Source organism: Kribbella sp. CA-294648, from assembly GCF_050943845.1.
GTDB lineage: Bacteria > Actinomycetota > Actinomycetes > Propionibacteriales > Kribbellaceae > Kribbella.
In genome coordinates, this window is sequence record NZ_CP191981.1 from 1,138,136 (window position 1) to 1,161,918 (window position 23,783).

Annotated in this window: 21 protein-coding genes and 1 tRNA gene; 13 read left to right on the forward strand and 9 right to left on the reverse strand. The window is 66.8% G+C overall.

Annotated elements, in window-relative coordinates:
* Positions 1 to 43: 43 nt before the first annotated feature.
* Complete coding sequence (locus tag ACQPYM_RS05535; protein ID WP_433015799.1) at positions 44 to 1,174, reverse strand: aminotransferase class V-fold PLP-dependent enzyme; 1,131 nt, start codon at positions 1,172 to 1,174, stop codon at positions 44 to 46.
* Between the two features lie 253 nt (positions 1,175 to 1,427).
* On the opposite strand from ACQPYM_RS05535, the gene ACQPYM_RS05540 reads away from it, so the two are divergent.
* A complete protein-coding gene (locus ACQPYM_RS05540) occupies positions 1,428 to 2,369 on the forward strand; it encodes a neutral zinc metallopeptidase (protein WP_433015801.1) in 942 nt (313 codons plus the stop codon).
* On the opposite strand, the gene ACQPYM_RS05545 is transcribed toward ACQPYM_RS05540, so the two are convergent.
* Positions 2,362 to 2,955 (reverse strand): TetR/AcrR family transcriptional regulator, encoded by a 594-nt coding sequence (locus ACQPYM_RS05545; protein WP_433015803.1) that lies wholly within the window; start codon positions 2,953 to 2,955, stop codon positions 2,362 to 2,364. The two genes, ACQPYM_RS05540 and ACQPYM_RS05545, sit on opposite strands and share 8 nt — an antisense overlap.
* 140 nt (positions 2,956 to 3,095) lie before the next feature.
* On the opposite strand from ACQPYM_RS05545, the gene ACQPYM_RS05550 reads away from it, so the two are divergent.
* Genes ACQPYM_RS05550 through ACQPYM_RS05570 form a run of 5 tightly spaced genes read left to right on the forward strand, consistent with a single transcriptional unit; the run spans position 3,096 to position 10,077 of the window.
* Positions 3,096 to 6,308: a penicillin acylase family protein gene (locus ACQPYM_RS05550; RefSeq protein ID WP_433015805.1), complete on the forward strand. Its 3,213-nt coding sequence runs from the start codon at positions 3,096 to 3,098 to the stop codon at positions 6,306 to 6,308.
* Positions 6,309 to 6,335: 27 nt separating this feature from the next.
* Entirely contained in the window at positions 6,336 to 6,950 is a 615-nt protein-coding gene (locus tag ACQPYM_RS05555; protein WP_433015808.1) for a YbjQ family protein, read from the forward strand.
* Positions 6,934 to 8,307, forward strand: coding sequence for a GH1 family beta-glucosidase (locus ACQPYM_RS05560; protein WP_433015811.1), 1,374 nt, complete (start codon positions 6,934 to 6,936; stop codon positions 8,305 to 8,307). The genes ACQPYM_RS05555 and ACQPYM_RS05560 overlap by 17 nt, the downstream gene beginning before the upstream one ends.
* Positions 8,304 to 9,545, forward strand: a complete 1,242-nt coding sequence (locus ACQPYM_RS05565; protein WP_433015814.1) for an MFS transporter — start codon at positions 8,304 to 8,306, stop codon at positions 9,543 to 9,545. The genes ACQPYM_RS05560 and ACQPYM_RS05565 overlap by 4 nt, the downstream gene beginning before the upstream one ends.
* 10 nt (positions 9,546 to 9,555) lie before the next feature.
* Positions 9,556 to 10,077: a gamma carbonic anhydrase family protein gene (locus ACQPYM_RS05570; RefSeq protein WP_433015817.1), complete on the forward strand. Its 522-nt coding sequence runs from the start codon at positions 9,556 to 9,558 to the stop codon at positions 10,075 to 10,077.
* Positions 10,078 to 10,122: 45 nt separating this feature from the next.
* On the opposite strand, the gene ACQPYM_RS05575 is transcribed toward ACQPYM_RS05570, so the two are convergent.
* On the reverse strand, positions 10,123 to 10,974 hold the full coding sequence (locus ACQPYM_RS05575) for a LysR family transcriptional regulator (RefSeq protein WP_433015820.1): 852 nt from the start codon (positions 10,972 to 10,974) through the stop codon (positions 10,123 to 10,125).
* A gap of 67 nt (positions 10,975 to 11,041) precedes the next feature.
* Here ACQPYM_RS05575 and ACQPYM_RS05580 point away from each other — a divergent pair, with 67 nt between their 5' ends.
* Positions 11,042 to 11,911 (forward strand): EamA family transporter, encoded by an 870-nt coding sequence (locus ACQPYM_RS05580; protein ID WP_433015823.1) that lies wholly within the window; start codon positions 11,042 to 11,044, stop codon positions 11,909 to 11,911.
* Here ACQPYM_RS05580 and ACQPYM_RS05585 read toward each other — a convergent pair.
* Positions 11,892 to 12,827, reverse strand: a complete 936-nt coding sequence (locus ACQPYM_RS05585; protein ID WP_433015826.1) for a helix-turn-helix domain-containing protein — start codon at positions 12,825 to 12,827, stop codon at positions 11,892 to 11,894. The two genes, ACQPYM_RS05580 and ACQPYM_RS05585, sit on opposite strands and share 20 nt — an antisense overlap.
* Before the next feature lie 72 nt (positions 12,828 to 12,899).
* Between ACQPYM_RS05585 and ACQPYM_RS05590 the strand changes: the two genes are divergently transcribed.
* Positions 12,900 to 13,211: a cupin domain-containing protein gene (locus ACQPYM_RS05590; RefSeq protein WP_433015829.1), complete on the forward strand. Its 312-nt coding sequence runs from the start codon at positions 12,900 to 12,902 to the stop codon at positions 13,209 to 13,211.
* 170 nt (positions 13,212 to 13,381) lie between these two features.
* Here the strand turns inward: ACQPYM_RS05590 and ACQPYM_RS05595 are convergent, their stop codons facing one another.
* On the reverse strand, positions 13,382 to 14,071 hold the full coding sequence (locus ACQPYM_RS05595; protein ID WP_433015832.1) for a response regulator transcription factor: 690 nt from the start codon (positions 14,069 to 14,071) through the stop codon (positions 13,382 to 13,384).
* A 272-nt stretch (positions 14,072 to 14,343) separates the two neighbouring features.
* On the opposite strand from ACQPYM_RS05595, the gene ACQPYM_RS05600 reads away from it, so the two are divergent.
* Positions 14,344 to 15,546 carry an MFS transporter gene (locus ACQPYM_RS05600; protein ID WP_433015835.1) on the forward strand — a complete coding sequence of 401 codons (1,203 nt, stop codon included), beginning with the start codon at positions 14,344 to 14,346 and terminating at the stop codon, positions 15,544 to 15,546.
* Here ACQPYM_RS05600 and ACQPYM_RS05605 read toward each other — a convergent pair.
* Complete coding sequence (locus ACQPYM_RS05605) at positions 15,500 to 16,627, reverse strand: MFS transporter (RefSeq protein ID WP_433015838.1); 1,128 nt, start codon at positions 16,625 to 16,627, stop codon at positions 15,500 to 15,502. The genes ACQPYM_RS05600 and ACQPYM_RS05605 overlap by 47 nt on opposite strands.
* Before the next feature lie 353 nt (positions 16,628 to 16,980).
* Between ACQPYM_RS05605 and ACQPYM_RS05610 the strand changes: the two genes are divergently transcribed.
* Positions 16,981 to 17,053, forward strand: a tRNA-Thr gene (locus ACQPYM_RS05610).
* 497 nt (positions 17,054 to 17,550) lie between these two features.
* On the opposite strand, the gene ACQPYM_RS05615 is transcribed toward ACQPYM_RS05610, so the two are convergent.
* The 3 genes from ACQPYM_RS05615 to ACQPYM_RS05625 form a co-directional block, all read right to left on the reverse strand.
* On the reverse strand, positions 17,551 to 18,480 hold the full coding sequence (locus ACQPYM_RS05615; protein ID WP_433015841.1) for a hypothetical protein: 930 nt from the start codon (positions 18,478 to 18,480) through the stop codon (positions 17,551 to 17,553).
* Positions 18,481 to 18,646: 166 nt separating this feature from the next.
* Positions 18,647 to 20,107: a helix-turn-helix domain-containing protein gene (locus ACQPYM_RS05620; RefSeq protein ID WP_433015844.1), complete on the reverse strand. Its 1,461-nt coding sequence runs from the start codon at positions 20,105 to 20,107 to the stop codon at positions 18,647 to 18,649.
* An 84-nt stretch (positions 20,108 to 20,191) separates the two neighbouring features.
* Complete coding sequence (locus ACQPYM_RS05625; RefSeq protein WP_433015847.1) at positions 20,192 to 20,455, reverse strand: hypothetical protein; 264 nt, start codon at positions 20,453 to 20,455, stop codon at positions 20,192 to 20,194.
* A gap of 254 nt (positions 20,456 to 20,709) precedes the next feature.
* On the opposite strand from ACQPYM_RS05625, the gene ACQPYM_RS05630 reads away from it, so the two are divergent.
* The 3 genes from ACQPYM_RS05630 to ACQPYM_RS05640 all read left to right on the forward strand — a co-directional run bounded on the left by ACQPYM_RS05630 (position 20,710) and on the right by ACQPYM_RS05640 (position 23,713).
* A complete protein-coding gene (locus ACQPYM_RS05630) occupies positions 20,710 to 21,834 on the forward strand; it encodes a tyrosine-type recombinase/integrase (protein WP_433015850.1) in 1,125 nt (374 codons plus the stop codon).
* Positions 21,831 to 22,172, forward strand: a complete 342-nt coding sequence (locus tag ACQPYM_RS05635; protein ID WP_433015853.1) for a helix-turn-helix domain-containing protein — start codon at positions 21,831 to 21,833, stop codon at positions 22,170 to 22,172. The genes ACQPYM_RS05630 and ACQPYM_RS05635 overlap by 4 nt, the downstream gene beginning before the upstream one ends.
* A gap of 107 nt (positions 22,173 to 22,279) precedes the next feature.
* Complete coding sequence (locus tag ACQPYM_RS05640; RefSeq protein ID WP_433015856.1) at positions 22,280 to 23,713, forward strand: hypothetical protein; 1,434 nt, start codon at positions 22,280 to 22,282, stop codon at positions 23,711 to 23,713.
* The last annotated feature ends 70 nt before the right edge of the window (positions 23,714 to 23,783 follow it).

Consider the following 23,783-nt stretch of genomic DNA (forward strand, 5'->3'; position numbering starts at 1 on the left):
AGAACCCCGGTGACCGAGCAACGGTCGCCGGGGTTTTGCTTGCCTACTCGGCCTTTTCCGTTGCCTGCAGCTCCATGGCCAGCCGGGTCAGGATGATCTCGAGTTCGTCCGCATCGAGTGGGACCAGTTCGAAGATGAGCTGGCCGTTCAGGGCGTGCGCCGTCTCGACGTAGATCGGCGGCGTACCGGCCTGCAACTCGGCCGCCAGCGTTGTGGCATCGATTCCGCCGGAAACCGTGAGCAGTGCGCGCGACAGCGGCAGGCCGGTCGGATCAGGCAGTACTTCGGCCGTCAGCCCGGGCAACTCATTGGCCGCGCTGACGAACGCGAGCACCTTCGCCGCCTGGTCGGCCTCCCACTTGGCCCGGTCCATCGCGTGCCATTCCTCCAGCGCCGCGAGTATGCCGACGATCGCTTCCTTCGTCGGCTTCATCGCGCGCCCGATTCCCTTGCCCTGGGCACGGACCGCCGCCACCACCCGATGCGTTCCGAGCACCAGCCCGGCGGTCGGCGCGGCCAGATACTTCTGCGCGCTGACCAGTACGGCGTCCGCCCCCGTCGCGAGCAGATCCGCTGCCCGGGGGAACTGTCCGGCGCCGTCGATGATCGCCGGTACGCCGCGCCGATGAGCAGCCCGTACTGCGGCGGTCAGGTCCATCGCCTCGCCCGGCACGAGTCGCGACGCCACCAGCAGCAGGCAAGCGACGTCCGGGCCGGCCAGCGCTTCGTTCAGTTCGTCAATGCTGCAACGCTTTTCGCTGCCGGCCAGCGTCACGGACGCACCGGAGAGCCGGATCGCCTGCACGTTCGACTGGCCGTAGTCGACCACCTGCGAAGCGGGCAGGACGACGCGGTTGTGCAGGTCGCTGGTGTCCGGCAGCGCCGCGATCCGGTTGGGATCGACGCCGGTCATCACGGCTGCCACGGCGAGCGTGATCGAGGCCGCGGTGCAGTGCGTGATCGCACCGGCCTGCGCTCCGGTCGCGTGCGCGAGCGCGTCGCTGGCCCGGTCGGCGAGCTCGTCCATCACGAAGAACTCGGGCAGCGCCCCGGCGACGGCGGCGGCCACTCCGGCCGAGCTGCGCGAGACCCCGAGCGGCGTGAATGTCCCCTTGGCGTTGATGACCTCGGTCAGCCGATGCCGCTCATGAATGCCCATGGTGCGATTCACCATAGTGGCTCCGAGCATCGATCTGCCATGCCTTCGTCACCTTAGTGTCCCGTCAGCGGGATAGCTTGACGATGGAGGCGCCCAGGCACGCACCTCGCGGCGTTGGAGGATCATCCACGATGCTTCGCATCGAGGACGCTCCTCCGCCTTGCGATGCACGCACCTGGACACCTCCATCGTTCAAGCTATCCCGCTGACGGGACACTGAAGTTGCGGCCGGTGGCAGACGTTGTCAGCGCCGGGATATGGTCTGCCGGTGGGGACTGGGCGCTGGGGTCGTGCGGTGCTGATCTGTGCGGCGCTGGCGGTGGCCGCGGGCTCCGGCGTGATCGCCGCCCGGCTGGCCGAGTCCGACCGCCGCTCGACCGGCACGGCCTCCCCGACCACAGCGGTGAGCACCCCTACGCCGACGCTCGCCCCGAGCGCGCCCTCCGGAGTACCGGAGTCGCCGTCGCCGTCCGGGCCGACCCCAACGGCGGAACCGATGGCGATCCAGAACCGCACGGTGCTGCAGAGCCGGCTCTACAAGGTCGGGCGCATCCCCGCGTCGCGGTGCAAGGAGCCAGCCGCCAGAGCGACCTCGCTGGCCAAGGTGAGGCAGTACTACACCGAGTTCCTGGCGTGCCTGAACAAGTCCTGGGAGCCGGTGATGCGGGAGGCCGGCTTCAAGTTCCGGGCGCCCAAACTGGTCGTGTACGCCGGTAAGTCGGCCAACTCGTTCTGCGACCTCACCAGCACCGCCGTGTACTGCGACGGCACCATCTACATGAGCGCCGACTACGACATGAAGAACCACTCCACCTACGACCCGCTCTGGACCCGGACGACGATGGCGTTCCTGATCGCGCACGAGTACGGGCATCACGTCCAGGCGATGACCGGCATCCTGCAGGCATCGCACTTCCGCGAACAGGTCAGCAGCAGCACGACTATGCAACTGCTCGAGAGCCGCCGGCGAGAACTGCAGGCCTCCTGCCTGAGCGGCGTCTACCTCGGCGCCGACAAGCAGTTCTTCCCGGCCCGCGGATCCTGGCTGCTGAAGTGGAAGTGGACGGTCCGCAACCGCGGTGACGAGTGGAACCCGAAGCGCACCCACGGCAACAAGACCAGCCACAGCCGCTGGTCGAGGGCCGGCTTCGACGCGGCCGACCCGGGGGCCTGCAACACGTTCGCCGCCAAGCCCGCGTCGCTCAACTGATCGCCAGCGCCAGCAACTGATCGGCGAACGTCTCCAGCGTCTGTACTGCGGACGCCGTGTCGCGGTCGACAAGCCAACCCAGCGTCACCCCGTCGGTGATCGCCAGCGTCATCCGCGCGAGCTGCTCCGCCGGCACCTTCCACTCCACCTCGGTCGCCGCCGAGATGGCCGCCAGAATCGCCTCGATCCCGGCCAGCTGGGTGGCCCGCTGCTCGCGCGCCAGTGGCTCAGTGTCCGCGTTGCGCAAGGCCCAGCTGGTCAGCTCGTAGGTCAGCAGCTGTTCCTCAGGCGTCGCCTCGACCAGCTTCCAGAAGCCGAGGAACGCGTTGCGCACGCTCCCGGCCAGATCGCCGCCAGGCGTGATCGCTGAGCGCGCCGCTACCACCTGAGCGTCCGAGATCACCCGGATCACCTCGTGCAGCAGCTCCTCCTTCGACCGGAAGCAGTAGTGCACGATTCCGACCGAGATACCGAGCTCCTGGGCGATCCGGCGGGTGGTCGTCGCGGCCAGACCTTCCCGGGTGGCGACCTGGATCGCGGCCTGGACAAGGTCGGCGCGCCGCTCCTGTGCGGGAACCCGGGGCATCGAACTCCTCTCGACCGGTCTCACACTACGGCTTCCAGGTCAAGCGTCCAAGACTCTTGACCTGATGCTACTAGTGAGTCATCGTCAGTTTCTGACGTTCCCTGGCGTCATCCACCAGAAGATGCTCCTAGGGAGGACCCGTGACGCGCCGCCCCGCTCTCACCCGTGTTGTCCGTACGACGACCGCCGCGCTCGCCGTCAGCGCAGTACTGGCCGCCGGTCTGTCCGGTACCAGCCAGGCCGAACCAGCCGCAGCCGTTGCCGCAGCCGCCGTCGCCGCGCCGGCCGACTACTGCGTCGGGCAGTGTTCCGACATCGTCCCGCCGGGGCAGAACGGCAACGCGACCTTCGCGGATCTCCTTCTGTTCAAGGGTTTCGGGACCAGACCGCCACATTTCAGCGACACCCTCAAGCCCTATGAGCGGCTGGTCTGGAACTCCCAGGGCATCACCGACGAGGGCCTCGACCCGTACTTCGACGACGCGTCCTTCGGGGTTCAGCCGACCGACGTGGCGAGCACCTTCAAGCCGCGTGCGGACGTCACGATCGTGCGCGACAAGTCCCGCGGCATCCCGCACATCACCGGCACCACCCGTGAAGGCACGATGTTCGGCGCCGGGTACGCCGGTGCGCAGGACCGCCTGTTCGTGATGGACGTCTTCCGCCATCTCGGTCGCGGCCAGCTGACCCCCTTCGCCGGCGGCGCACCCGGGAACCGCGCGTTCGAGCAGGAGTTCTGGCGGACGGCGCCGTACACCGAAGCCGAGTTGCAGCAGCAGTACGACGACGCCGACGAGCGTTATGGCGCCAACGGGCTGAAGATGCAGAAGGACATCAAAGCCTGGGTCGACGGCGTCAACCACTACATCAACACCGTCGGCATTGCCTACCCCGGCGAGTACGTCGCTCTCGGCCTGCCGACCCCGCAGCCCTGGAAGGTGACCGACGTGGTCGCCACCGCGGCCGTGGTGGCGGGCATCTTCGGGACCGGCGGTGGCGGCGAGATGGCCTCCGCGCTCGCGTTGCTGGAGGCGCAAGCGAAGTACGGTGTTGCCCAGGGCACCAAGGTCTGGGAATCGTTCCGTTCCCAGAACGACCCTGAGGCGAACACCACCGTGCACAACGGAACGTCCTTCCCCTATGGGGTTGTCGGCGCGAATCCGGCCGGCCGGGCGATGCCGGACCGCGGCTCGGTGACGCCCGAACCACAGGTGATCAACCAGAGCGGCCCGGCCACCAGCAAGACCACCAAGACGCTGAAGCCGCAAAGCAGCGACGGCATCAAGCCGCCCGGAAAGGCTCAAGGCAAGGAATCCCTGCGCGGCATCTTCGACGCCGGGCTCTTCCCTGAAGGCTTCGGACCGAAGGGCATGTCGAACGCGCTGCTCGTCTCCGGTCAGCACACCGAAAGCGGCAACCCGATCGCCGTCTACGGCCCGCAGACCGGGTACTTCGCACCGCAGCTCCTGCTCCGCCAGGAACTCCAGGGACCGGGCGTCAGCTCGCGCGGTGTCGCGTTCGCCGGGCTCAACTTCTACACGCTGATCGGCCGCGGCGCCGACTACTCCTGGAGCGCCACCTCGGCCGGTCAGGACATCACCGACACGTACGCCGTACCGCTGTGCGAGCCCGGTGGCGGTACGCCGACCAAGAACTCGACGCACTACGTGTTCCGCGGTCAGTGTGTTCCGATCGAGAAGCTGGAGCGGCACAACGCGTGGTACTCGAGCCTCGGCTCGTCGGAGCCCGCCGGGTCGTACACGTTGGTTGCCCAGCGCACGAAGTACGGGATCGTCACGCATCGCGGGACAGTGGCCGGCAAGCCGGTGCTGTTCACCAAGAACCGTTCGACGTACGGGAACGAGGCGGGCTCGGCGCTCGGGTTCATGCTGTTCAACGATCCCGACGCGATCCACTCGGCGGGCGACTTCCAGAAGGCCGCGGAGAACATCGGCTACACCTTCAACTGGTTCTACACCGACAAGAACTCGATCGCGTACTACAACTCCGGCGACAACCCGGTCCGTGCTGCAGGCGCCGATCCGAACCTGCCGACCTGGAGCACGTACGAGTGGCAAGGCTGGAACCCGACCACCAACCGGGCGACGTACACGCCACCCGCGCAGCATCCGCAGGTGGTCAACCAGGACTATCTGACCAGCTGGAACAACAAGCAGGCGCCGGGCTTCTCGGCGGCCGACGGCAACTTCGGCTACAACTCGGTCTACCGCAGCCAGCCGCTGGACGACCGGATCAAGGCGGTGATCGGGTCCGGGCAGAAGTTCACCCGCGGCAAGCTGGTCGAGGCGATGGAGTCGGCCGCGACGGTCGACCTGCGCGCCGACCAGGTGCTCCCGTATCTGTTGCGGGTCCTGAAGAGCGCGCCGATCACCGACCCGGCCGTGGCCGACGCGGTCGCGAAGCTGCAGGCCTGGCAGGCGGCGGGCAGCCATCGCAAGTCGCCGAACGAGGCCTCGAAGACCTATGACCACGCCGCGGCGATCCGGATCCTCGATGCCTGGTGGCCGTTGCTCGTACCGGCCCAGTTCCAGGGGCTCGGGCCGGAGCTCTACAACGCGCTGGTGAGTGCCCAGAAGATCGACGAGCGTCCGAGCGCGCAGGGCTCTGCCTTCCAGAGCGGCTGGTGGGGATTCGTCCAGCGGGATCTGCGCAAGGTACTCGGCGATCCGGTGCAGACGGCTCAACCGGTCACGTACTGCGGTGCCGGCTCACTGACCGCCTGCCGATCGGTGCTGGCCGACTCGTTGCTGGCAGCAACAAAGGTGCCCGCGACGACGATGTACCCCGCGACCGGTGACTGCGCTGCGGGCGACCAGTACTGCGCGGACCAGATCGTCCACCAGCCGATGGGCGGCATCACCCAGGACCGGATCGCGTGGGTCAACCGGCCGACATACCAGCAGGTGATCGAGTTCCCGGCGCGGCGTGGGGACGACGTCAGCAACCTGGCGGCGGGCAAGACGGCGACCGCGAGCAGCTACGAGCGGGGCTGGTTCGATTCGCCGCCTTCGAAGGCCGTTGACGGCAATCCGACGACGCGGTGGGCGAGCGGGTGGTCCGATCCGCAATGGCTGAAGGTGGACCTCGGCGCCGAACAAACGGTCGGCCGGGTGGTGCTCCAGTGGGAGGCGGCGTACGGGTCGGCGTACCGGATCGAGGTGTCGCGGGACGACGTGAACTGGCAGCAGGTGTTCGCGACGAGCACGGGTAACGGGGGAGAGGACGTGGCCCGGTTCGCGCCGGTCCAGGCGCGGTATGTGCGGATGACCGGCACGCGGCGGGCGACGTCGTACGGGTACTCGCTCTATGAGTTGCAGGTCTACAGGCAATGATGACCAGCTGCCTGGAAAGATGACCGCATGAACCAGAACTTTCCCCCGAACCCGAACCAGCCCTACCCGCCGCAGGGTCCGCCGCCGCAGGGATACCAGCAGGGACCGCCGCCGGGGTATGCTCCGCAGCCCGGGTACCAGCAGGGTCCGCCGCAGGGGTACGGACAGCCTGGCTACGGGCAGGCGCCTGGCGCGTATCAGCCGGCCCGGCAGCAGAACGTGCCGCATGTCGCGCCGCAGGGTTCGCCGTACCCGGTGCTGGTCTCGACGATGAACGACCTGCCCGGGTACACCGCGGAGAAGGTGTTCGGCGAGGTGTTCGGGCTGACCGTGCGGAGTCGCGACTTCGGGTCGAACTTCACCGCCAGCTTCCGGTCGCTGGGTGGCGGTGAGGTGCCGGAGTACACCCAGATGCTGGCCGAGTCGCGGCACGTCGCGGTGATGCGGATGTGCCAGATGGCCCAGCAGATGGGTGCGAACGCGATCCTCGCGATGCGGTTCGACTGCACCGAGATCGCCCAGACGATGAGCGAGGTGGCGGCGTACGGAACAGCCGTCATCGTCCGGCCGGCGGAAAAGCCCCGGCCGCAGGACAGTGCCCCCAGTGCCCCCGACAAAGAGGCTGATGCCAGTGCCAAGTAATCCGTTTGCCTTCGGCCCCGACTTTCTCTGGGGCGTCTCGACGTCGGCGTACCAGATCGAAGGGGCCGTGACCGAGGACGGTCGCGGACCCTCGACCTGGGACACGTTCTGTGCCGAGCCCGGCCGGATCGTGAACGGCGACACCGGTGCGGTCGCCTGCGACCACTACCACCGGTACGTCGAGGATGTCGCGCTGCTGCGGGAGCTCGGGGTCGACGTCTACCGGTTCTCGTTCTCCTGGCCGCGCGTGCAGCCGGGTGGGAAGGGGCTGGCCAACGGTGCCGGGCTGGACTTCTACGACCGGCTGATCGACGAGTTGCTTGCCGCTGGCATCAAACCCGCGCCGACCCTGTACCACTGGGACACCCCGCAGGAGCTGGAGGACGACGGCGGCTGGCTGAACCGGGACATCACCGAGCGGTTCGCCGACTACGCGACGATCCTCGCCGAGCGGTTCGCCGAGCGGGTGCCGCTGTGGATGACGATCAACGAGCCGATGGTGCTCACGCTGCTCGGCTACGGGATGGGTGGGCACGCTCCGGGCAAGTCGCTCGGCTTCGAGGCGTTGCCGGTGGCGCATCACCTGCTGCTGGCGCACGGCCGCGCAGTACAGGCTCTGCGGGCCGGTGGCGCGTCGAACATCGGGCTCGCATCGAACCACTCGCCGACCTGGCCGGCCAGCGACAGCGCCGAGGACGTCGAGGCGGCCGGGCTGTACGACAACCTGATCAACTGGATGTTCGCCGACCCGATCGTGCTCGGTGAGTATCCGGCCGGTATCGGCGACGGGATGCCCGGGCCGGTCGCCGAGGACCTGAAGATCATCTCGACCCCGATCGACTGGTTCGGCCTCAACCACTACGCGCCCGCCCGAGTCGGCGCACCGACCGGCAACCCGGACACGGCCGCGACCGACGGACTCCCGATCCCCGAGGGCCTGCCGTTCGAGCCGCGCGCGATGGACGACTACCCGAAGACCGACTTCGGCTGGCCGATCGTGCCGGAGGCCTTCGGCGAGGTCCTGCGCACCTTCAAGACCCGGTACGGCGACAAGCTGCCGCCGATCTACATCACCGAGAACGGCTGTGCGATCAACGACGAGCCGGTGGACGGCGTGGTCGAGGACCAGCGCCGGATCGACTACCTGGACGGCTACCTGCGCTCGCTGAAGGGCGCGATCGACGACGGGGTCGACGTGCGCGGGTACTTCCAGTGGTCGCTGCTCGACAACTTCGAATGGGCCGCCGGCTACACCCAGCGCTTCGGCCTGATCCACGTCGACTACGAGACGCTGACCAGGACCCCCAAGGCGTCGTACCACTGGTACCGCGACGTGATCGCCAAGAGCCGGGAATGACCACTCCGCGGCTGCCGGACCAGGCGCTGGCCGAGCCGATCGACCGGGTGAGCCGCCGGTGGACTTTTGGTGTGGTGCTCGCGAACGTCGGGGTCTTCGCTGCCTGGATCGGACCGATCCAGGTGCTGCTGGCCCAGCAGGCCGATGCGATCGACCCGGCGAACAAGGAGTTCGTGTTCGGCCTGGTGACCGGCGTCGGCGCTGCCATTTCGGTGGTCGCGAACCCGTTCTTCGGAGCTGTCTCCGACCTCACGACCTCTCGGCTCGGGCGGCGGGCGCCGTGGGTGCTGGCCGGGGCGATCGGCGGGGTGGCCGGCTTGCTGATCCTCGCGGTGTCGGGATCGACGGCCGGAATGCTGCTTGGTTGGTGCCTGGTGCAACTGTTCTGCAACGCGTTGCTGGCGGCAATCACCGCGGCGGTTCCGGACCAGGTGCCGACGGTTCAGCGTGGGTCGGTCGGCGGGTGGGTCGCGCTCGCTCAGACGCTGGGTGGGCTGGCCGGGGTCGGGTTGGCCACGGCGTTCGGTGGGATTCGCGCGGGGTACATCGCCTGTGCTGTCTTCCTGCTTGTCTCGGTGTTGCCCTATCTGCGGGCCAGTGGCGATCGGCGGTTGCCTTCACGTCCGGTGGTCCGCTTGATGGACTTCGTTCGTGGGTTTTGGGTGAGCCCGCGGCGCTATCCCGATTTCGGCTGGGCTTGGCTGACCCGCTTCCTGCTCAACCTGGGCAATGCTTTGGGCACTCTCTACCTGTTCTTCTACTTGCAGGACGCGGTTGGTTACGGCGACCCCGGGACCGGCGTGCTGATCCTGGTCGCGATCTACAGCGTCTTCGTTGTGCTGACCGCGGTTTGGTCGGGTGGCTGGTCGGATCGCATTGGCCGGCGGAAGGTCTTTGTCACCTGGGCGGGTGTGGTGATGGCGCTCGGTGCGCTGGTGCTCGCGGTCTGGCCGACCTGGAGCGGCGCGATCGCGGGCGCGATCGTGCTGGGTATTGGGTTCGGCGTCTATCTGTCGGTCGACTTCGCCCTGCTCACCGAGGTCCTGCCGAGCGCGCGGGACCGGGCCAAGGACCTCGGCGTGATCAACATCGCCAACTCGCTGCCTCAGGTGATCGCTCCGGCCATTGCCGCGCCGGTGGTTCGCGTGCTTGGCGGCTACCCGGTTCTCTACGTCTTGGCGGCTGCGGTCACCCTCTTGGGCGCAGTACTGGTGAAGAAGATCAAGTCGGTCGCCTAGTCTGCTGACCATGCCGCTGTTTTCCTTTGAGGGCGTCAGCCCGACCGTGCACCCGGAAGCCTGGATCGCGCCGACCGCCACCCTGGTCGGGAACGTGGTCGTCGAGAAGGACGCGTCGATCTGGTACGGCGTGGTGATCCGCGCCGACCTGGGTCAGGTGATCATCCGGGAGGGCGCGAACATCCAGGACAACTCGGTCATCCACGTCGGCGACGGGGTCTGCGAGGTCGGCAAGAACGCGACGGTCGGTCACCAGTGCCTGGTCCACGACTGCACGGTCGGCGAACAGGCACTGATCGGCAACGGCGCGATCGTGCTCGACGGCGCCGTCATCGGCGCCCGCACGCTGGTCGCCGCCGGCGCTACCGTCACGCCCGGCTCAGTCATTCCTGGCGAGTCCGTAGCCCTTGGCAGCCCGGCCAAAAAGATCATCCCGCTGGAAGGCACCGCCAAGCTCTTCGTCGACCACAACGCAACGGTCTACCACCACCTGGCCCGCCGCCACGCAACCTCGGTCGAACAGGTCGGCTAGCCCTCAACCGAGCAGCTCGGTGAACCCTCGGCCCGGGCGGCTCGGCTAGCTTCGGTAGAGCTCTGCGATCAGGGCGACTGCGTCCTGGGTTGCGGGGTGTGGATCCTGGCGTGGCCAGATGACCCGGACAGCGACGGGTGGGGCGTCGCGCAGCGGGCGGAAGGTGACACCTGCCCGCCGGTACTGCGTGGCCGTGCTTTCCGGGGTGATGCCGACGACGGTGCCGGCCGCGATCCTGGCCAGCCAGTCGTCGACGTCGGCGGTGCCCTCGAACCGGGGCTGGTCGCCAGTCGGCCACAGGTCGGCGGATGTCGTACCGGTCCGGCGATCGGACATCACCGTCCGGGTGCGGACTTCGTCGAGCCGGATCGTGCGGCGGCGGGCCCAGGGGTCGTCGGCGGCCATCACGATGAAGCGGCGTTCGAGGCCGACCTCGGTGACAGCGAAGTGCTTTTCGTCGGGCGGCGTCCGGACGATGGCGAGATCGCAGGCGCCCTCGGCGAGCCCGCCGCTCGGGGTGTTGGTGCGGATCAGCAGCAGGTCGACGTCTGGGTGCTGTTCCGCCCAGCGCCGTTGGAAGGTCGCGGTGTACCGGCCGAGCGCCGACCAGGCATGACCGACGCGAAGCCGGGCGTGCCCGGAAGTCGCCTCGTCGATCAGCTCATCCATCTCGGCGAGTAGGCGACGGGCGCGCGGTACGAGCTGGGCTCCCGTCGGGGTGAGCGCGATAGTCCGGCTGGTCCGATGCAGGAGCCTCGTCTTGAGCGCCTGTTCGAGCGATGCCAGCGTCCTCGACACGGCCGCTTGGGAGACGCCGAGGTCGATCGCGGCGTCGGTGAAACTGCCGGCGTCCACGATCGCCAGCAGTGTCTTCAGATGACGAAGCTCTACATCCATACGCTCATCGTATAGATCTCCACTTCATGCATTTTGAGTATTGCTGTGGCAGGCACACGCTGGCGGTATGACAGCGGTAGTGGAGCCCAAGAGCGTGCGTGAAGGCGGCCGGCTGGGCGGAGTCTCGATGATGCTCGGCAGCGCGCTCTCCAACCAAGTCGGCGCGGCGACCGGCGCCCTCGCGTTTCCCGCACTCGGCCCGGCAGGCGTCGTCGCCGTACGGCAATGGGTGGCCGCCATCGTGCTCGTGAGCATCACCCGGCCGCGCTTCCGCGCCTTCACCCGGCGGGAATGGTCGCCCGTCCTCGCGCTGGCCCTGGTCTACGCGGTCATGAACCTAACCCTCTACACCGCAATCGACCGCATCGGCCTCGGCCTCGCGGTCACCCTGGAATTCCTCGGCCCATTGGCCATCGCCCTCTCCGCCTCCCGCCGCAAACTCGACCTGTACTGCGCCCTGGCGGCCGGCGCAGCCGTCGTCGTCCTGATGCGCCCACAGCCCTCCACCGACTACCTCGGCATCGCGCTCGGACTGGTCGCGGCTGCGTGCTGGGCGGCGTACATCCTCCTGAACCGCACACTCGGCAGTCGCCTACCCTCCGCCCAAGGCGCCGCTGCCGCTTCAACGGTCTCGGCCATCGCCTACCTGCCCGTGGGGCTGTGGATCCTCATCGACCACCGACCGTCGCTCGAGTACGTCGGCTACGCGGTGGTGGCGGGTGTGCTCTCGTCAGCCGTTCCCTTCCTGGTCGATCTCGTCGCCCTGCGCCGCGTCCCGGCCGGCTTTTTCGGCCTGTTCATGAGCGTCAACCCGCTGCTCGCAGTACTGGTCGGATGGGTCGTTCTCGATCAGACTCTCGGCCTGATCGAGTGGCTGGCCATCGCCGCGATCGTCACAGCCAACGCCACCGCGGCTGTCACCCGCGCCGCGCCCTGAACGCACGACGATAGGCACTCGGCGTCGTCCGTACCGTGTTGCGGAAGCGGCGGCGAAGGTTGGTGGCAGAACTAAGCCCGACACGAGCGGCAATGGTCTCGACCGGGAGGTCGGTTTCCTCCAGCAGGGCACGGGTTCGCGCGATGCGTTGAGCCAGCAACCACTGGCCTGGAGTCGCGCCGAGCTGCTCGGCGAAGCGGCGCGCGAGGGTTCGCGGGGAGACGTTGATCCGCTTCGCCAGGTCGTCGACCGTGATCGGCTCGGCCAAGTGGTCAGTCGCCCAGTCGAGCAGCTCGCCCAGCGATGTGGTGGGCGCGGGGTCGGCTTCGGCGCGGTACTGGATCTGACCGCCTTCACGATGGGGCGGCATCACCATCAGCCGGGCTCTGCGGGCGGCGTACGCGGCGCCATGATCGGCACGGACCAGTTGGAGACACAGGTCGATCCCGGCGCCGGATCCGCCACTGGTCGCGATGTCGCCGTGGTCGATGTAGAGCACGTCCGGGTCGACATCGACGGCGGGGTAGCGGCGCTGGAGCTCTTCGGCGTACCGCCAATGAGTGGTTGCCCGGCGGCCGTCGAGTAGCCCGGTGGCGGCCAGGGCAGCCGCGCCCGAACAGATGCTGACCAACCGGGCGCCCCGTCGATGCGCTCGCTTGAGCGCGCGCAGTACGGCGGGCGTTGGCTCATCGCCGATCGGCAACCAGCCCGGTACGACGATCGTGTCCGCGTGGTTGAGCGTGCGCAGGCCTCGGGCCACCACCATGTCGAAGCCCTCGGTGGTCCTGATCGGGCCGGGGTGCTCGGTGCACACGTCGAAGCGGTAGGGCTCGTCGCGGAAGACCGCGGCGGCGCACCCCAGCTCGAAGCTCGCCTGCGGCGCCGTCACCAGCGCCACGACCCGATGGATGGTCATGGCAAGAAAGTACCTGACCGGGACTATCCAGACACTGGGGACAAACCTGTGGACAACCGATCATCAAAAGGCATGCAGAACTTCGAATGGGCGACCGCCGACGACGTACCCGTCCGCGAACTCTTCCCCGGGATCCGGCTGCGGACGCTGTGGTCGGGGGAGGTCGCCACGGCTCACGTGCTCGAGATGGATCCCGGGTCGCACTGGGAAGGGATCGATGTCCACCAGCCCGGCCCGGAGGAGGTTTTTGTGGTCGCCGGTGTTTTCAACGATGGAATCCGGGATTATCCGGCGGGGTCATTCATCCATGCGCCGGCCGGATCGTCACATGTGCCGCAATCGGTCCAAGGCTGCACGTTGTTCCTGTTCTATCCCGAAGGGTGAGCACAGGGCGGATAAGGGCGGCGTAAAGGGATTTCCTGATGCTGCTGTTAGCCGCCGTGGGGTTGAATCTTCGGCAGTGGTGACGTCACTACGCCGCGAGTCGGAGTCGGGTTTCCGGGGCGGGAAGCCCGAACTCCGGCTCGCGTCAGCCGCAGTTGGCTGGCCTCGCGTCAGCCGCACCTGGCTGGCGCTGTCTCGGCCACCCGCCGGAGTCGATATCCGACGCCGGGGACCGTCTCGATCAAGGCGGGTGGCCCGAGCTTGCGCCGCAGCGTCATCATCGTGACGCGGACCGCGTTGGTGAACGGATCGGCGTGCTCGTCCCACGCCTTCTCGAGCAGTTCCTCGGCACTGACCACGACGCCGGCGGCCCGCATCAGGACGTCCAGCACCGCGAACTCCTTCGGCGACAACGGGAGGAACCGCCCCTCCCGGCTGGCCTGGTGCCTGGGCAGATCGAGTACCACGCCTTGCCAACGCCGTACGGGAGGAAGGGCGGGTACTGACCGCCGGCCGAGGGCCTGAATCCTGGCCACCAGTTCCATCGTCTCGAACGGCCAGGACAGCACGTCATCGGCGCCGAGGGCGAGTCCCTCGACCCGATCCTCGGCCGCCTGCGACCGGGTGAGCAGGAGGAGACACGGTCCTTCTCCGGTCGCGGCCACCTTCCGGAGTACTTCGGCGGCCGGAACTGCGGGCAGTTCGCTGTCGAGGACGGCCACGTCGTAGGCGTGGACGCCGATGCGCTCCAGCGCGGCGGCTCCGTCATGGCAGACGTCGACCGCCATCGACAACCTGCGCAGCGTGCGGGCGGTGGCGGCCACGAATTCCCGGTCGACTGCTGCTAACAATACGCGCACCGATAATTCTCCCCCAGCTGAGACCTGTCCCGAGTATCGCCGAATTCGGCCGGTCACGCCTGTGGTCGCGCGCGTCCTCTGCTTGCTGTTGGCGTTACAGCGTTGTTTTCGTGACAAGCACCACAATAGGTGCTTGATCGTGAAGGCAACTGCTCGCAGTATCCACTCCTTTTTAAATAGTCAAAGAATGAAGAAATTCTTGGCCGATGGGGGTGCCGGGGGCGGGTGGGAGGGGCTACTGTTCGGTAAGCATTTTTGGGAGGGGAGCGCGGATGGTGGAGGTCGGCCTGCTGCCGAGTCGCTGGGTTGCGATTGCCGGGTTCGCCCTGGTGGGCGCCGCGACCCAGCTGGTCTGGCTGAACTTCGCCGGTGTGACGACGGTGGCCGCCGAGCGGTACGGGGTGTCCGAGAGCGCGATCGGCTGGCTCGCCCAGGTCTTCCCGCTGCTGTACTTCGTCCTGGCGATCCCGGCCGGGCTGATTCTGGACAAGTGGTTCCGCAGCGGCCTGGTCGCGGGTGCCGTGCTGACGGCTATGGGTGCGCTGCTGCGACTTGGTGGTGACGATTACGGCTGGTTGCTGGCCGGCCAGATCGTCGCGTCGGTTGCCCAGCCGCTGGTCCTGAACGCGGTCACCGGCATCACCGGGCGGTACCTCGCTGCCAAGGACCGGCCGACCGGGATCGCGGTCGGTACGGCGAGCGTCTTCGCCGGGATGGTCCTCGCGTTCTTGCTCTCGGCACTGTTGGCCTCGAGCAACGAGCTGCCCACGATGTTGTGGCTGTCGGCAATCTTCTCGGTCGTTGCGGCAGGCATCCTGATCGTTGCCTTGCGCAAGCCGGGGGAGCACAAGATGGAGCGGCGCCGGCCGGAGCGCAGTACGCTGCGGATCGCCTGGGGTGATCCGTTGGTGAGACGGCTGAGCGTGCTGGCGCTCTTCCCCTTCGGTGTCTTCGTCGCGATGACCACGTTCTCCCAAGCCCTGCTGGAGCCGGCCGGCCTCACGGCCGGCACCGCCTCGACGATCCTGTTGGTCAACGTCATCGCCGGAGTGATCGGCAGCGCCGTAATACCGGTGCTGGTGGCCCGCCGCCACGCAGAATCAGCTCTCCTGGTGGCGAGCCTGACCATCACTGCCGTGGCCTGCGCCGCACTGGCCTTGGCGCCGGGTGTTGTGATGGCCTTCATCGCCATCACTCTGATCGGGTTCCTTTTGCTGCCTGCGTTGCCGGTCGTCCTGGAACTCGTCGAACGCCGCACGGGGGAGGCCGAAGGCACGGCCGCGGGGCTCATCTGGATGTTCGGCAACCTCGGTGGGCTGTTGGTTGCCACCGCAGTTGGTCTGCTGGTCGACCGGCCGCTGGCTGCGTTCTTGGTGATGGCGGGCATCGCGCTGGTCGCAGTACCGGGGGCTCGTGCTTTGAAGCGGCCTATTGCGGAGCTCGACGCTGATTCTGCCGCTGTCGGGCAAGGCTGATTGCGGTGGCTGCTGTGGCCAGCAGACCGCCTACGCCGGCCGCGATGAAGGTTGTGCGCGCATCGGTGTGCTCCAGCAGGAGACCGCCGAGGACATAGGAGATGCCCGCAGCAAGGCCGATAGCGCCGTACAGGTTGCCGAAAACCCGACCAAGCATGCCAGCCGGCACTTGGCGCTGCAGGTGGGTGTTGATCGCAACGTCGAGGGCTGCGATGCCGAGTCCGCGGATCGTCTGCAGGGCCAGCGCCGCCCACACCGCCCAGGCGAGACCAGTAAACAGATTGCCCAGACTGCTGATCGCGAACCCGATGATCAGCAGCACCGGCATGGCAAAACGCGACGCGTGCCGGGTGAGCAGCGCGTAACCGATCACGAGTCCAATGCCGACACCGGCGTACAGGATCGCCGCCGAGGAGTCGCCGCCGTGCAACTCGTCCTTGGCGAGGAACACCATCGCAACGTCATCAACCCCGCTGAACGCGACCACCGCGAAGAACCCGAGCCCGATGGCGCGGATGGCTTTGGTCCGCCAGATGTACCCCAGACCTTCCTTGGCATTGGCGATCACCGAAGTACCACTGTGCTCCTTGGCCGGCGGCAAACTCGGCAAACCACTCAACAACAACGCCGACACGAAGAACGTCACCGCGTCGATCACCAGAATCCCGCGCACATCGGTAACGAGAAACAACCCCGCCGCCACCAACGGCCCCAACGCATCAAGCCCATTGGTCCCGGCCCCCAGCGTCGAGTTGGCCGTCTCGAGCTGCTTATCAGGAACCAACGCCGGCACCGCACTCCGGCTACTGGCCTGAAACACCTGCGCCACCAGACTCCGCACCGCAATCAACACCAGCAGAATCGGCAACGGCGGCAACGCAATCGCCATCGCCAGCACCAACAACCCCTGCGCCAGATCACACCCCACCATCACCTTGCGCAGATCGATCCGATCCCCAACCACCCCGGCAAACGCCCCGAACAACCCCGGCGTGAAGTCCCCAGCCAACAAAACCAACGCCACCGCCAGCGCCGCCCCCGTCTCAGCCTCCACAAACAACAAAACAGCAACCAAACTCAACGAGTCCCCAAGAAACGAAACCCCCCGAGCCCAAAACAACCGCCGAAACCCCGAGTTCCCCCGCAACACCCCCAACGCCCCCACCCGCCGGCCCCCTCCGCCCACCCCAGCGCCAGCCGCAGCCGCCTCAGCGCCCGCCCCAGCCCCACCAGCACCCGGCCCAGCAGCCTCAGCGCCCGCCCCAGCCCCACCAGCACCCGGCCCAGCAGCCTCAGCGCCCGCCCCACCCGCTTCAGCACCGGTCGGCCCTTCCTCACCCACCCCAGATCCCATCCCCCCAGTCTCCGCCCCCGACCACCCCACCCGCCCCCGATTTACCATCCACTACGATGGACCCGCATTCCCATGCACCCGCCGACGTGGCGCAACTGGCAGCGCACCGCTCTTGTAAAGCGGTGGTTAGGGGTTCGAGTCCCCTCGTCGGCTCTCTCACCAGCAGATATGCCCTCCGGGGCATCTTCGAACGGCAGTCAACTGACCGCTTACTGACCGCTTTGCCGGGTTTTCTTCCCACGCGCGCTCCGCAGCCGCTCCTCCGTCGCGCCCGCTACGCCCGGCTCCCGCCCACCCGGATCTCTGCGGGCTTCGCGCGCGTCCTGCGCGCTCCGCGCGCCATCAAGTACCCCGCCTGCCCCGCGTCCCGAAGTGGACTCGCGGTTGCGTCGGAGCGCTATCCGATCCGCCCCCGCCCGATGTCGAGGGCCACAGGGCGATGCCGCATCACGTCCCGCACGGAATACGCTGGCCCACCCAAGCCCAAGGAGCAGTGGTGTCACGGACCGACCCGGCCGCTACGTGCTAAGTGTCTGGACTCAGCGGTCGGCCAGTCGAGGGTCACGGCGGCATGCGTCCGCTCAGTCTGCTAATGCCACTTGAGGCGAAACCGGCGCCTCGCGGCCGGCCGCACCTATCCTCGCCACCGATTAGTGCTGCCCCCTGCGCTCGTGGATCAATTGGCGTTCTGTTGCGATCACGTCGGCGAACCGCGCTCGGAGTTCGACCAAGGAAGCATGGCCTGTGGCGGAGAGGCGTTGGAGCACTCGAGACAGCGGCCAATGGACCAAGCGTCCTTCGTACGCGTGATACACGCCGACGCTCTCGATCGCCAGCTCGTCGTCAGCGTCGGCGAGTGCGTAGGCCAGGACTTGACGCAGGGTTCGAGGCAGGGAGTCTTCAGGTCGCTGCTCGGACTTAACCTCCAGCAATGTATGACCGAGGAGCAGATCACCTTCGCCGAAGCGATTGGCGAAGGATGGTTTGGCGACGATGGGTCCGCCGAGGCTGGTCAGGGTGGTTCGTGCTGGACCGGCGTACCGCCGCCAGAGCTCGAGTAGCACGTCGATCGCGTCGCTCGACGGTTCGGGCCGCTGGTACGTCCAGAATGCGCGCAGGTCTTCCGGCCGGTTGAATTCTGTCTTCGAGAGGGGATAGACAATGGACTCCAAGCAGGCTAACTGCCAGCACAGACGTGCGGCAGCAACCTGACGATCGTGGTCGCTTACGTCGTCAGGATCTGTGCGTGAGGGAAGCTTTCGCCACGTTGTCAGATCGGTGTCACCCTCGACCGACGGCTGGTAGCCCAGTGTGCTGATCGCATCTGTCCCTGCGGTGGAGGCGACGATAGCCGCCAGTTCGGCGTATGGCAGCGTCTGAGCGAGATCGAGCCCAATGCGCATCTCGATCGCATCGCCGATGAGCGTGGGCCCTTTCACTGCTGGCATGGGATTCCCAGGCATACGACCTCGGAGAGCCTTCACCCACGACCGGATGAACGGTTCGTGATGAGGAAGGTGTTCGTCAAAGAACGAACTGATCGGGCTTGTCGGGTCCTGCAATGCAATGGTGATCGCCATGTCAGCGGGCCCAGCAGGCGAGCAGGGCAACGTGGGCAAGAACATGCGTCATAGATCAAGTCTTCCACCGCCGCGGACAAGAACCCCGGGATCCGGTGGTCCTTGACCTGTGCTGGCGTTCTACAGCGCGAGTTCCGCTGCGTGTGCCCCGCTCGCTCCCAGCCCACTAAGGCGCAAGGTCGCCGGGCGATGGCTGATCTTGCTCGTGGATGCTCCTCAGGGCGTCCTCCAGGTGACCCGCAGCTTCTGGATTTCGAGCTCGCCGGCCAATGTAGTCATCGAGCGTGGTTGACGTTCTGGAGTGTCCGAGTTGGTCGGCAATCCTTCGCGGCGTCTGCCCAGCGTCCTCGAGGATCGTCGCCGTCGTCTTCCGGAAGACATGCGCAGTCACCCAAGCCATCTCGTCGGCCAGCGACCGCATGCCGGCCATTTCGGTCAGCTCCAGCAGCGCCGCACGGTCACCCTTGCTCAATCTGTATGCGTCAGCCAGTACCGCTGCTTCGTTGGCATCCAATCTCACACGACCGGTCTCGATCAGGCTGATCCTGGTCTTGCGCCAACCGAGCTTGGAGACCGCTTGGACCTGGGTGAGGCCAGCCTTGCGTCGGTGGGATCGCAACGTCCTACCCAGCTCTACCCGCCGCTGGCCACCGATCGGACGCCTTGCGTCCCGCAGCGAGCGCTGAACATTGTGAGGATCCCGGAAGCCACCGAAGGAGTCCGGAAAGACGGGGGAGTCCAGTGGGGTCTCGGCATTCCACCGAGCGCGAACCATCTCAAGCGCCCACTTCGGCAGTATGAGGTTTCGTTCACCTGCAGCAGACTTCACTCGGCGGCGTACCAGGCCCTGCCCTCTCAGCCGCTGCATCTGGTGGCTGCAGTCGACCTCGCCGGTCTCCCGGTTGATGTCTCTCCAGGTGACAGCCAAGGCCTCACCGATTCGCTCGCCGGTGGCCAGCATGAACTTGCAGAGATCCACGAGATCGGCTCGGACAGCACGCTCGTCCTGTCGCAGCAGCTCAAACCACGCTTCCCTCTCCTCAGCCTCCAGCGCTCGCGGCGGTCGTCGCCTCGTTTCCGGCCGGATCTTGATCTCACGAACCGGGTTCGCATCCAAAGCGCCATGCCGGACCGAAAGCGAGAGCGCCCCGGACAGGATGCTCTTACAGGTCCTGGCGCTAGCCGCGCCGACCTCCTCCCTGATCGCTTTGATGACGTCGTTGACCCTCGGCGTCGTCACCTCACCGAGCCGAACCTCAGCAATCCGTGGAGCAAGGTTCTTGTCGTACTGATACCGGTAGGTCTGATACGTCCCCGGAGCCATGACCTCCTGCTCGCCAAGCTCCTTCACCTCGGCCAGCAACAACTCAATAGCCACCGCCACCCGGTCATCCGGCTTGATCTCGGAAGACCCCCGCAACTTGGTACGAGTCTTCAACTTGGTCCTGAGATTGTTCTCGGCCCCAGTCGCGGTCTTGCCCCAAGCGGTCACCCGCCGAGTACGACCATCGAAGTCGCGATACCTCGCCTTGGCCTCGAACTTGTCCGCCCGACCCTTGGCATCTCTGCTGACAGCCCGCGAAGAGATCCTGCCCCAAGTGCCCAACGGCAACGGCTGCTTCGCCACCCAGACCTCCCGCAAGAACGCCCGTTCGGCCCGATCCCGAACGGCCCTGCTTACTCAACGTCTGAGACCTGGAACAAACGGCGCCTACTGGCCAACTTCCACGTGCCACTGCACGTCCTCGTCGGTCGCCTTGGCAACCAGCCGCGGCTCGTGGTTCCGGACGTGGTGCCCACCCCTTCTGAGGCTCGTCGTCAGACACAGCGCTGCTCGACAGACGCCGTACGCGCTCTGGCCATCCGTGATCGCACCGAGGGCTATCCACGTGACGTGTTCATGACGGGCGTCCCTCAACACGCCCTCCACCAGACGGATCGACCCTAGGTCTGCCGTATCCGGCAAGTCGAACACCGTCACACTTCTTGCAATCAAGGCGTTTCTAGCGCCGAAACGGCCAGATGCGATCTGGCGACAGTGATGGATGTACTGGGTTCTTCACTCCACCGCTGGTCAGCGGGAGGCCGGTAGTCGCGATCCGAAGGTGACGTTAGCCGAGATCGCGCCGTCTAGCGATCTCGATGTTTCGCTGACCTGCACTCTTCACAGCGACTCGCATCTGATGCGGTGATCCCGCATCCGATGCGGGCGAGTGGAGAGTGGTTTCGGTGCAGGATCGCGGTCAAGTTCCGGGCGCGGCCGGCCTGGTTCTGATTGACGGGGTATCGCTGCTTCACCCCGAGGAGCAGGTGTTCGAGGCGATGCTGGAGGGATTCGCGAACCAGCAGCTGGCCAGGAATCTGGCGTTCCCGACGGTGCAGAACCGCGAGCATCAACTGCGGGCGTTTGCCCGCCACGCAGATGCATTTCCGTGGGCGTGGTCGTCGCATTTGGTCGATGAGTGGTTCAGTGATCTGCGCGCGGTGCGGCATGTGTCGCGGTCGACCGTGCGCAGCTACCAGGTCGCGATCCGCGGCTTCTGCAGCTATCTGGTCGACCCGGTCTACGGCTGGGCCAGTGAGTGCGAACAGCGGTTCGGGACGCATCCGATCCAGGTCATTCACGACGTTAACGCCGCCGCGCACGTGGCAGATACTGAGGCCGGACCGGCAAGGCGGGCGTTCACCCGGGCAGAGCTGCAGGCGCTGTTCGACCACGCCGACGACGAGGTCGCACGCAAACGCGCGCTCGGTCGCAAGGGCTGGCTGTCGGCCTTTCGCGACGCCACGATCTTCAAGATCGCCTACGGCTACGGGACACGCCGCAACGAAACCCGGATGCTCGATGCCGTCGATTTCGGCCGCAACCCCGACGGCCCTGAGTTCGGCGAGTACGGCGTCTGCTACGTCCGGCACGGCAAAGCACAACGCGGATCCCCACCCAAACGACGCTCCGTCCTGGCGGTCTGGGCGTGGACCAGCGAGGTTCTCGAGCAGTGGTTCACCGAGATCAAGCCCTGCTTCGGCACACCGAACAACTCAGCCGCCTGGCCGTCAGAACGCGGCCCGCGCGTCGGGGTGCAGCAACTGAACAAGCGGCTCGCGGCCTACCGCGACGCACTCGGAATGGAACCTGGCCTGGACTTCCATTCGCTGCGCCGCTCCTATGTGACGCACCTGATCGAGGACGGCTGGGATCCGCGGTTCGTGCAAGAACAGGTCGGCCACGACCACGCCTCGACCACCTCGATCTACACCTGCGTGTCCTCGGACTACCGCACCCGCACACTCCGCAAAGCCCTGGACAACATCGTGTCCGAGGCCTTGAACCCGTCAACAGGAGGCACCCGATGAAAGGCCAGAAACGGGTCGTCAGCTACCAGTGGCGGCTGCGGGAAGTGATGGCCGAACACCAGATCTACGCCACCACCGAACTCGTCCCCCTGCTTCACGAACGCGGCATCGACCTGTCCGCCTCGCAAGTCCACCGACTCGTCACCGGCACACCCGAACGCCTATCGATGGCTGTCCTCGCGGCACTCTGCGACATCTTCGCCATCGAACCCAGCGAGCTGATCACCACCGACGCAGTCAACATCGGCGTCCGCAAAATCGCCAGTGGCGATGCTCCGAGCAGGGCATCTGTTGCCGGGCTGCGACCCAAACGCGCCCGCATCACCGACCTGCAGTGACCACGAACCAGCCGACGGCACGAGCCCCAAAGACCTGCGCCCGCTGTCACCGGCCCTTACGATCCACGGGCCCGTCACAGCCGGGCAAGGGTCTCCCACCGGGCCGGATGGTGGTCGCCAGCAAGCACTGGCCCGACGGATCGATCTGCTCGGGATGCTTCGCGCGAGCCTGCGAAACCTACGGACACTGCAGCGTCTGCGGCGTCGACCGGATGCTCCCCGGCCTCAGCAGCACCGGCCAAGGATTGTGCACCGACTGCGCCGGCGGCCTCGGTGACTACACCTGCACCCGGTGCGGACAAGAAGGCTGGCGCCACTACGTCGGCATCTGCGGCCGCTGCGTCCTCACCGACCGGCTCACCGCAATCCTCGATGACGGCACCGGCACCATCCGGCCCGAACTCAAGCCTCTGTTCGAGTCGATCTGCGCAATGGCCAGACCACGCTCCGGGATCCTTTGGCTATCCAGACCCCACGTCCCACCGATCCTCCAAGCCCTTGCCCACGGGGACGTTCCGCTCACCCACGACGGGCTGAGCACGCTCACGCCCTGGCGCTCGGTCGCCTACGTCCGCGACCTCCTCGTCGCCTGCGGGACCCTGCCACCGATCGACCGTTTCCTGTTCCTGTTCGAGCAATGGCTACCGATTTGGCTCGATGACATCCACGATCCCGAGCACCGCAAGCTACTGCACCGCTTCGGCACCTGGCACCTACTCCGACGCCTCAGAACCGTCGCACAAACGGGTCCGATCGGGCACTGCCGCAACCAGAACGCCCGCTCCCACCTCCGCCAGGCCGCGGCTTTCCTCGCCGATCTATCCGCTCACGGACGTGACCCGCAACAGTGCACCCAGGCAGACCTGGACCGTTGGTTCGCCAGCGCGCCGCGCAGCGCGGGACAAGGCGCCAGGGCCTTCCTGCGCTGGGCCATCGACCACCACCACATCCCACGCCTCACGCTGCCCGCCACGGTCACCGGCCACTCCCCGCCGATCAGCAACCGCCAACGCATAGACCTCATCCGGCGCATCCACACCGACCACACCATCGCCCCGATCGACCGGGTGATCGCGCTGCTCATCCTGCTCTACGCCCAACCACTCACCCGGATCGTCCGCCTCACCCTGGCCGACATCGCACATGACGGCGACCAACTCTTGATCCGTCTCGGCGACCCACCCGTTCCCGTCCCCGAACCTTTCGCCAAAGTCATCACCACCTATGCGAGCAGCCGCCCGAACCTCGCTACCGCCACCAACCCCGACAGCCAACTGCTGTTCCCCGGCCGACGCGCAGGCCAACCCATCCACCCCACCAGCATCCGGCTTCGCCTGCAGAAACTCGGCATCCCGAACCTCAACGCCAGAACCAGAGCAATCCGTGAACTGTTGCTCCAGGCACCAGCACCCGTCGTGGCAACAATGCTCAACTACAACAACCAACGCGCAACAAGGATCGCCGCCGAAGCCGGCACCACCTACAAGACCTACGCCGCCAGCCGAACCTCCAGCACCACACCAACCACCGGCCAGCCCTGACGACTGCAAGCTTGCCCCACACCAACCGTTGAACCAGCATGAGCTCTGGCGACAGTCGAACAGGACGCAC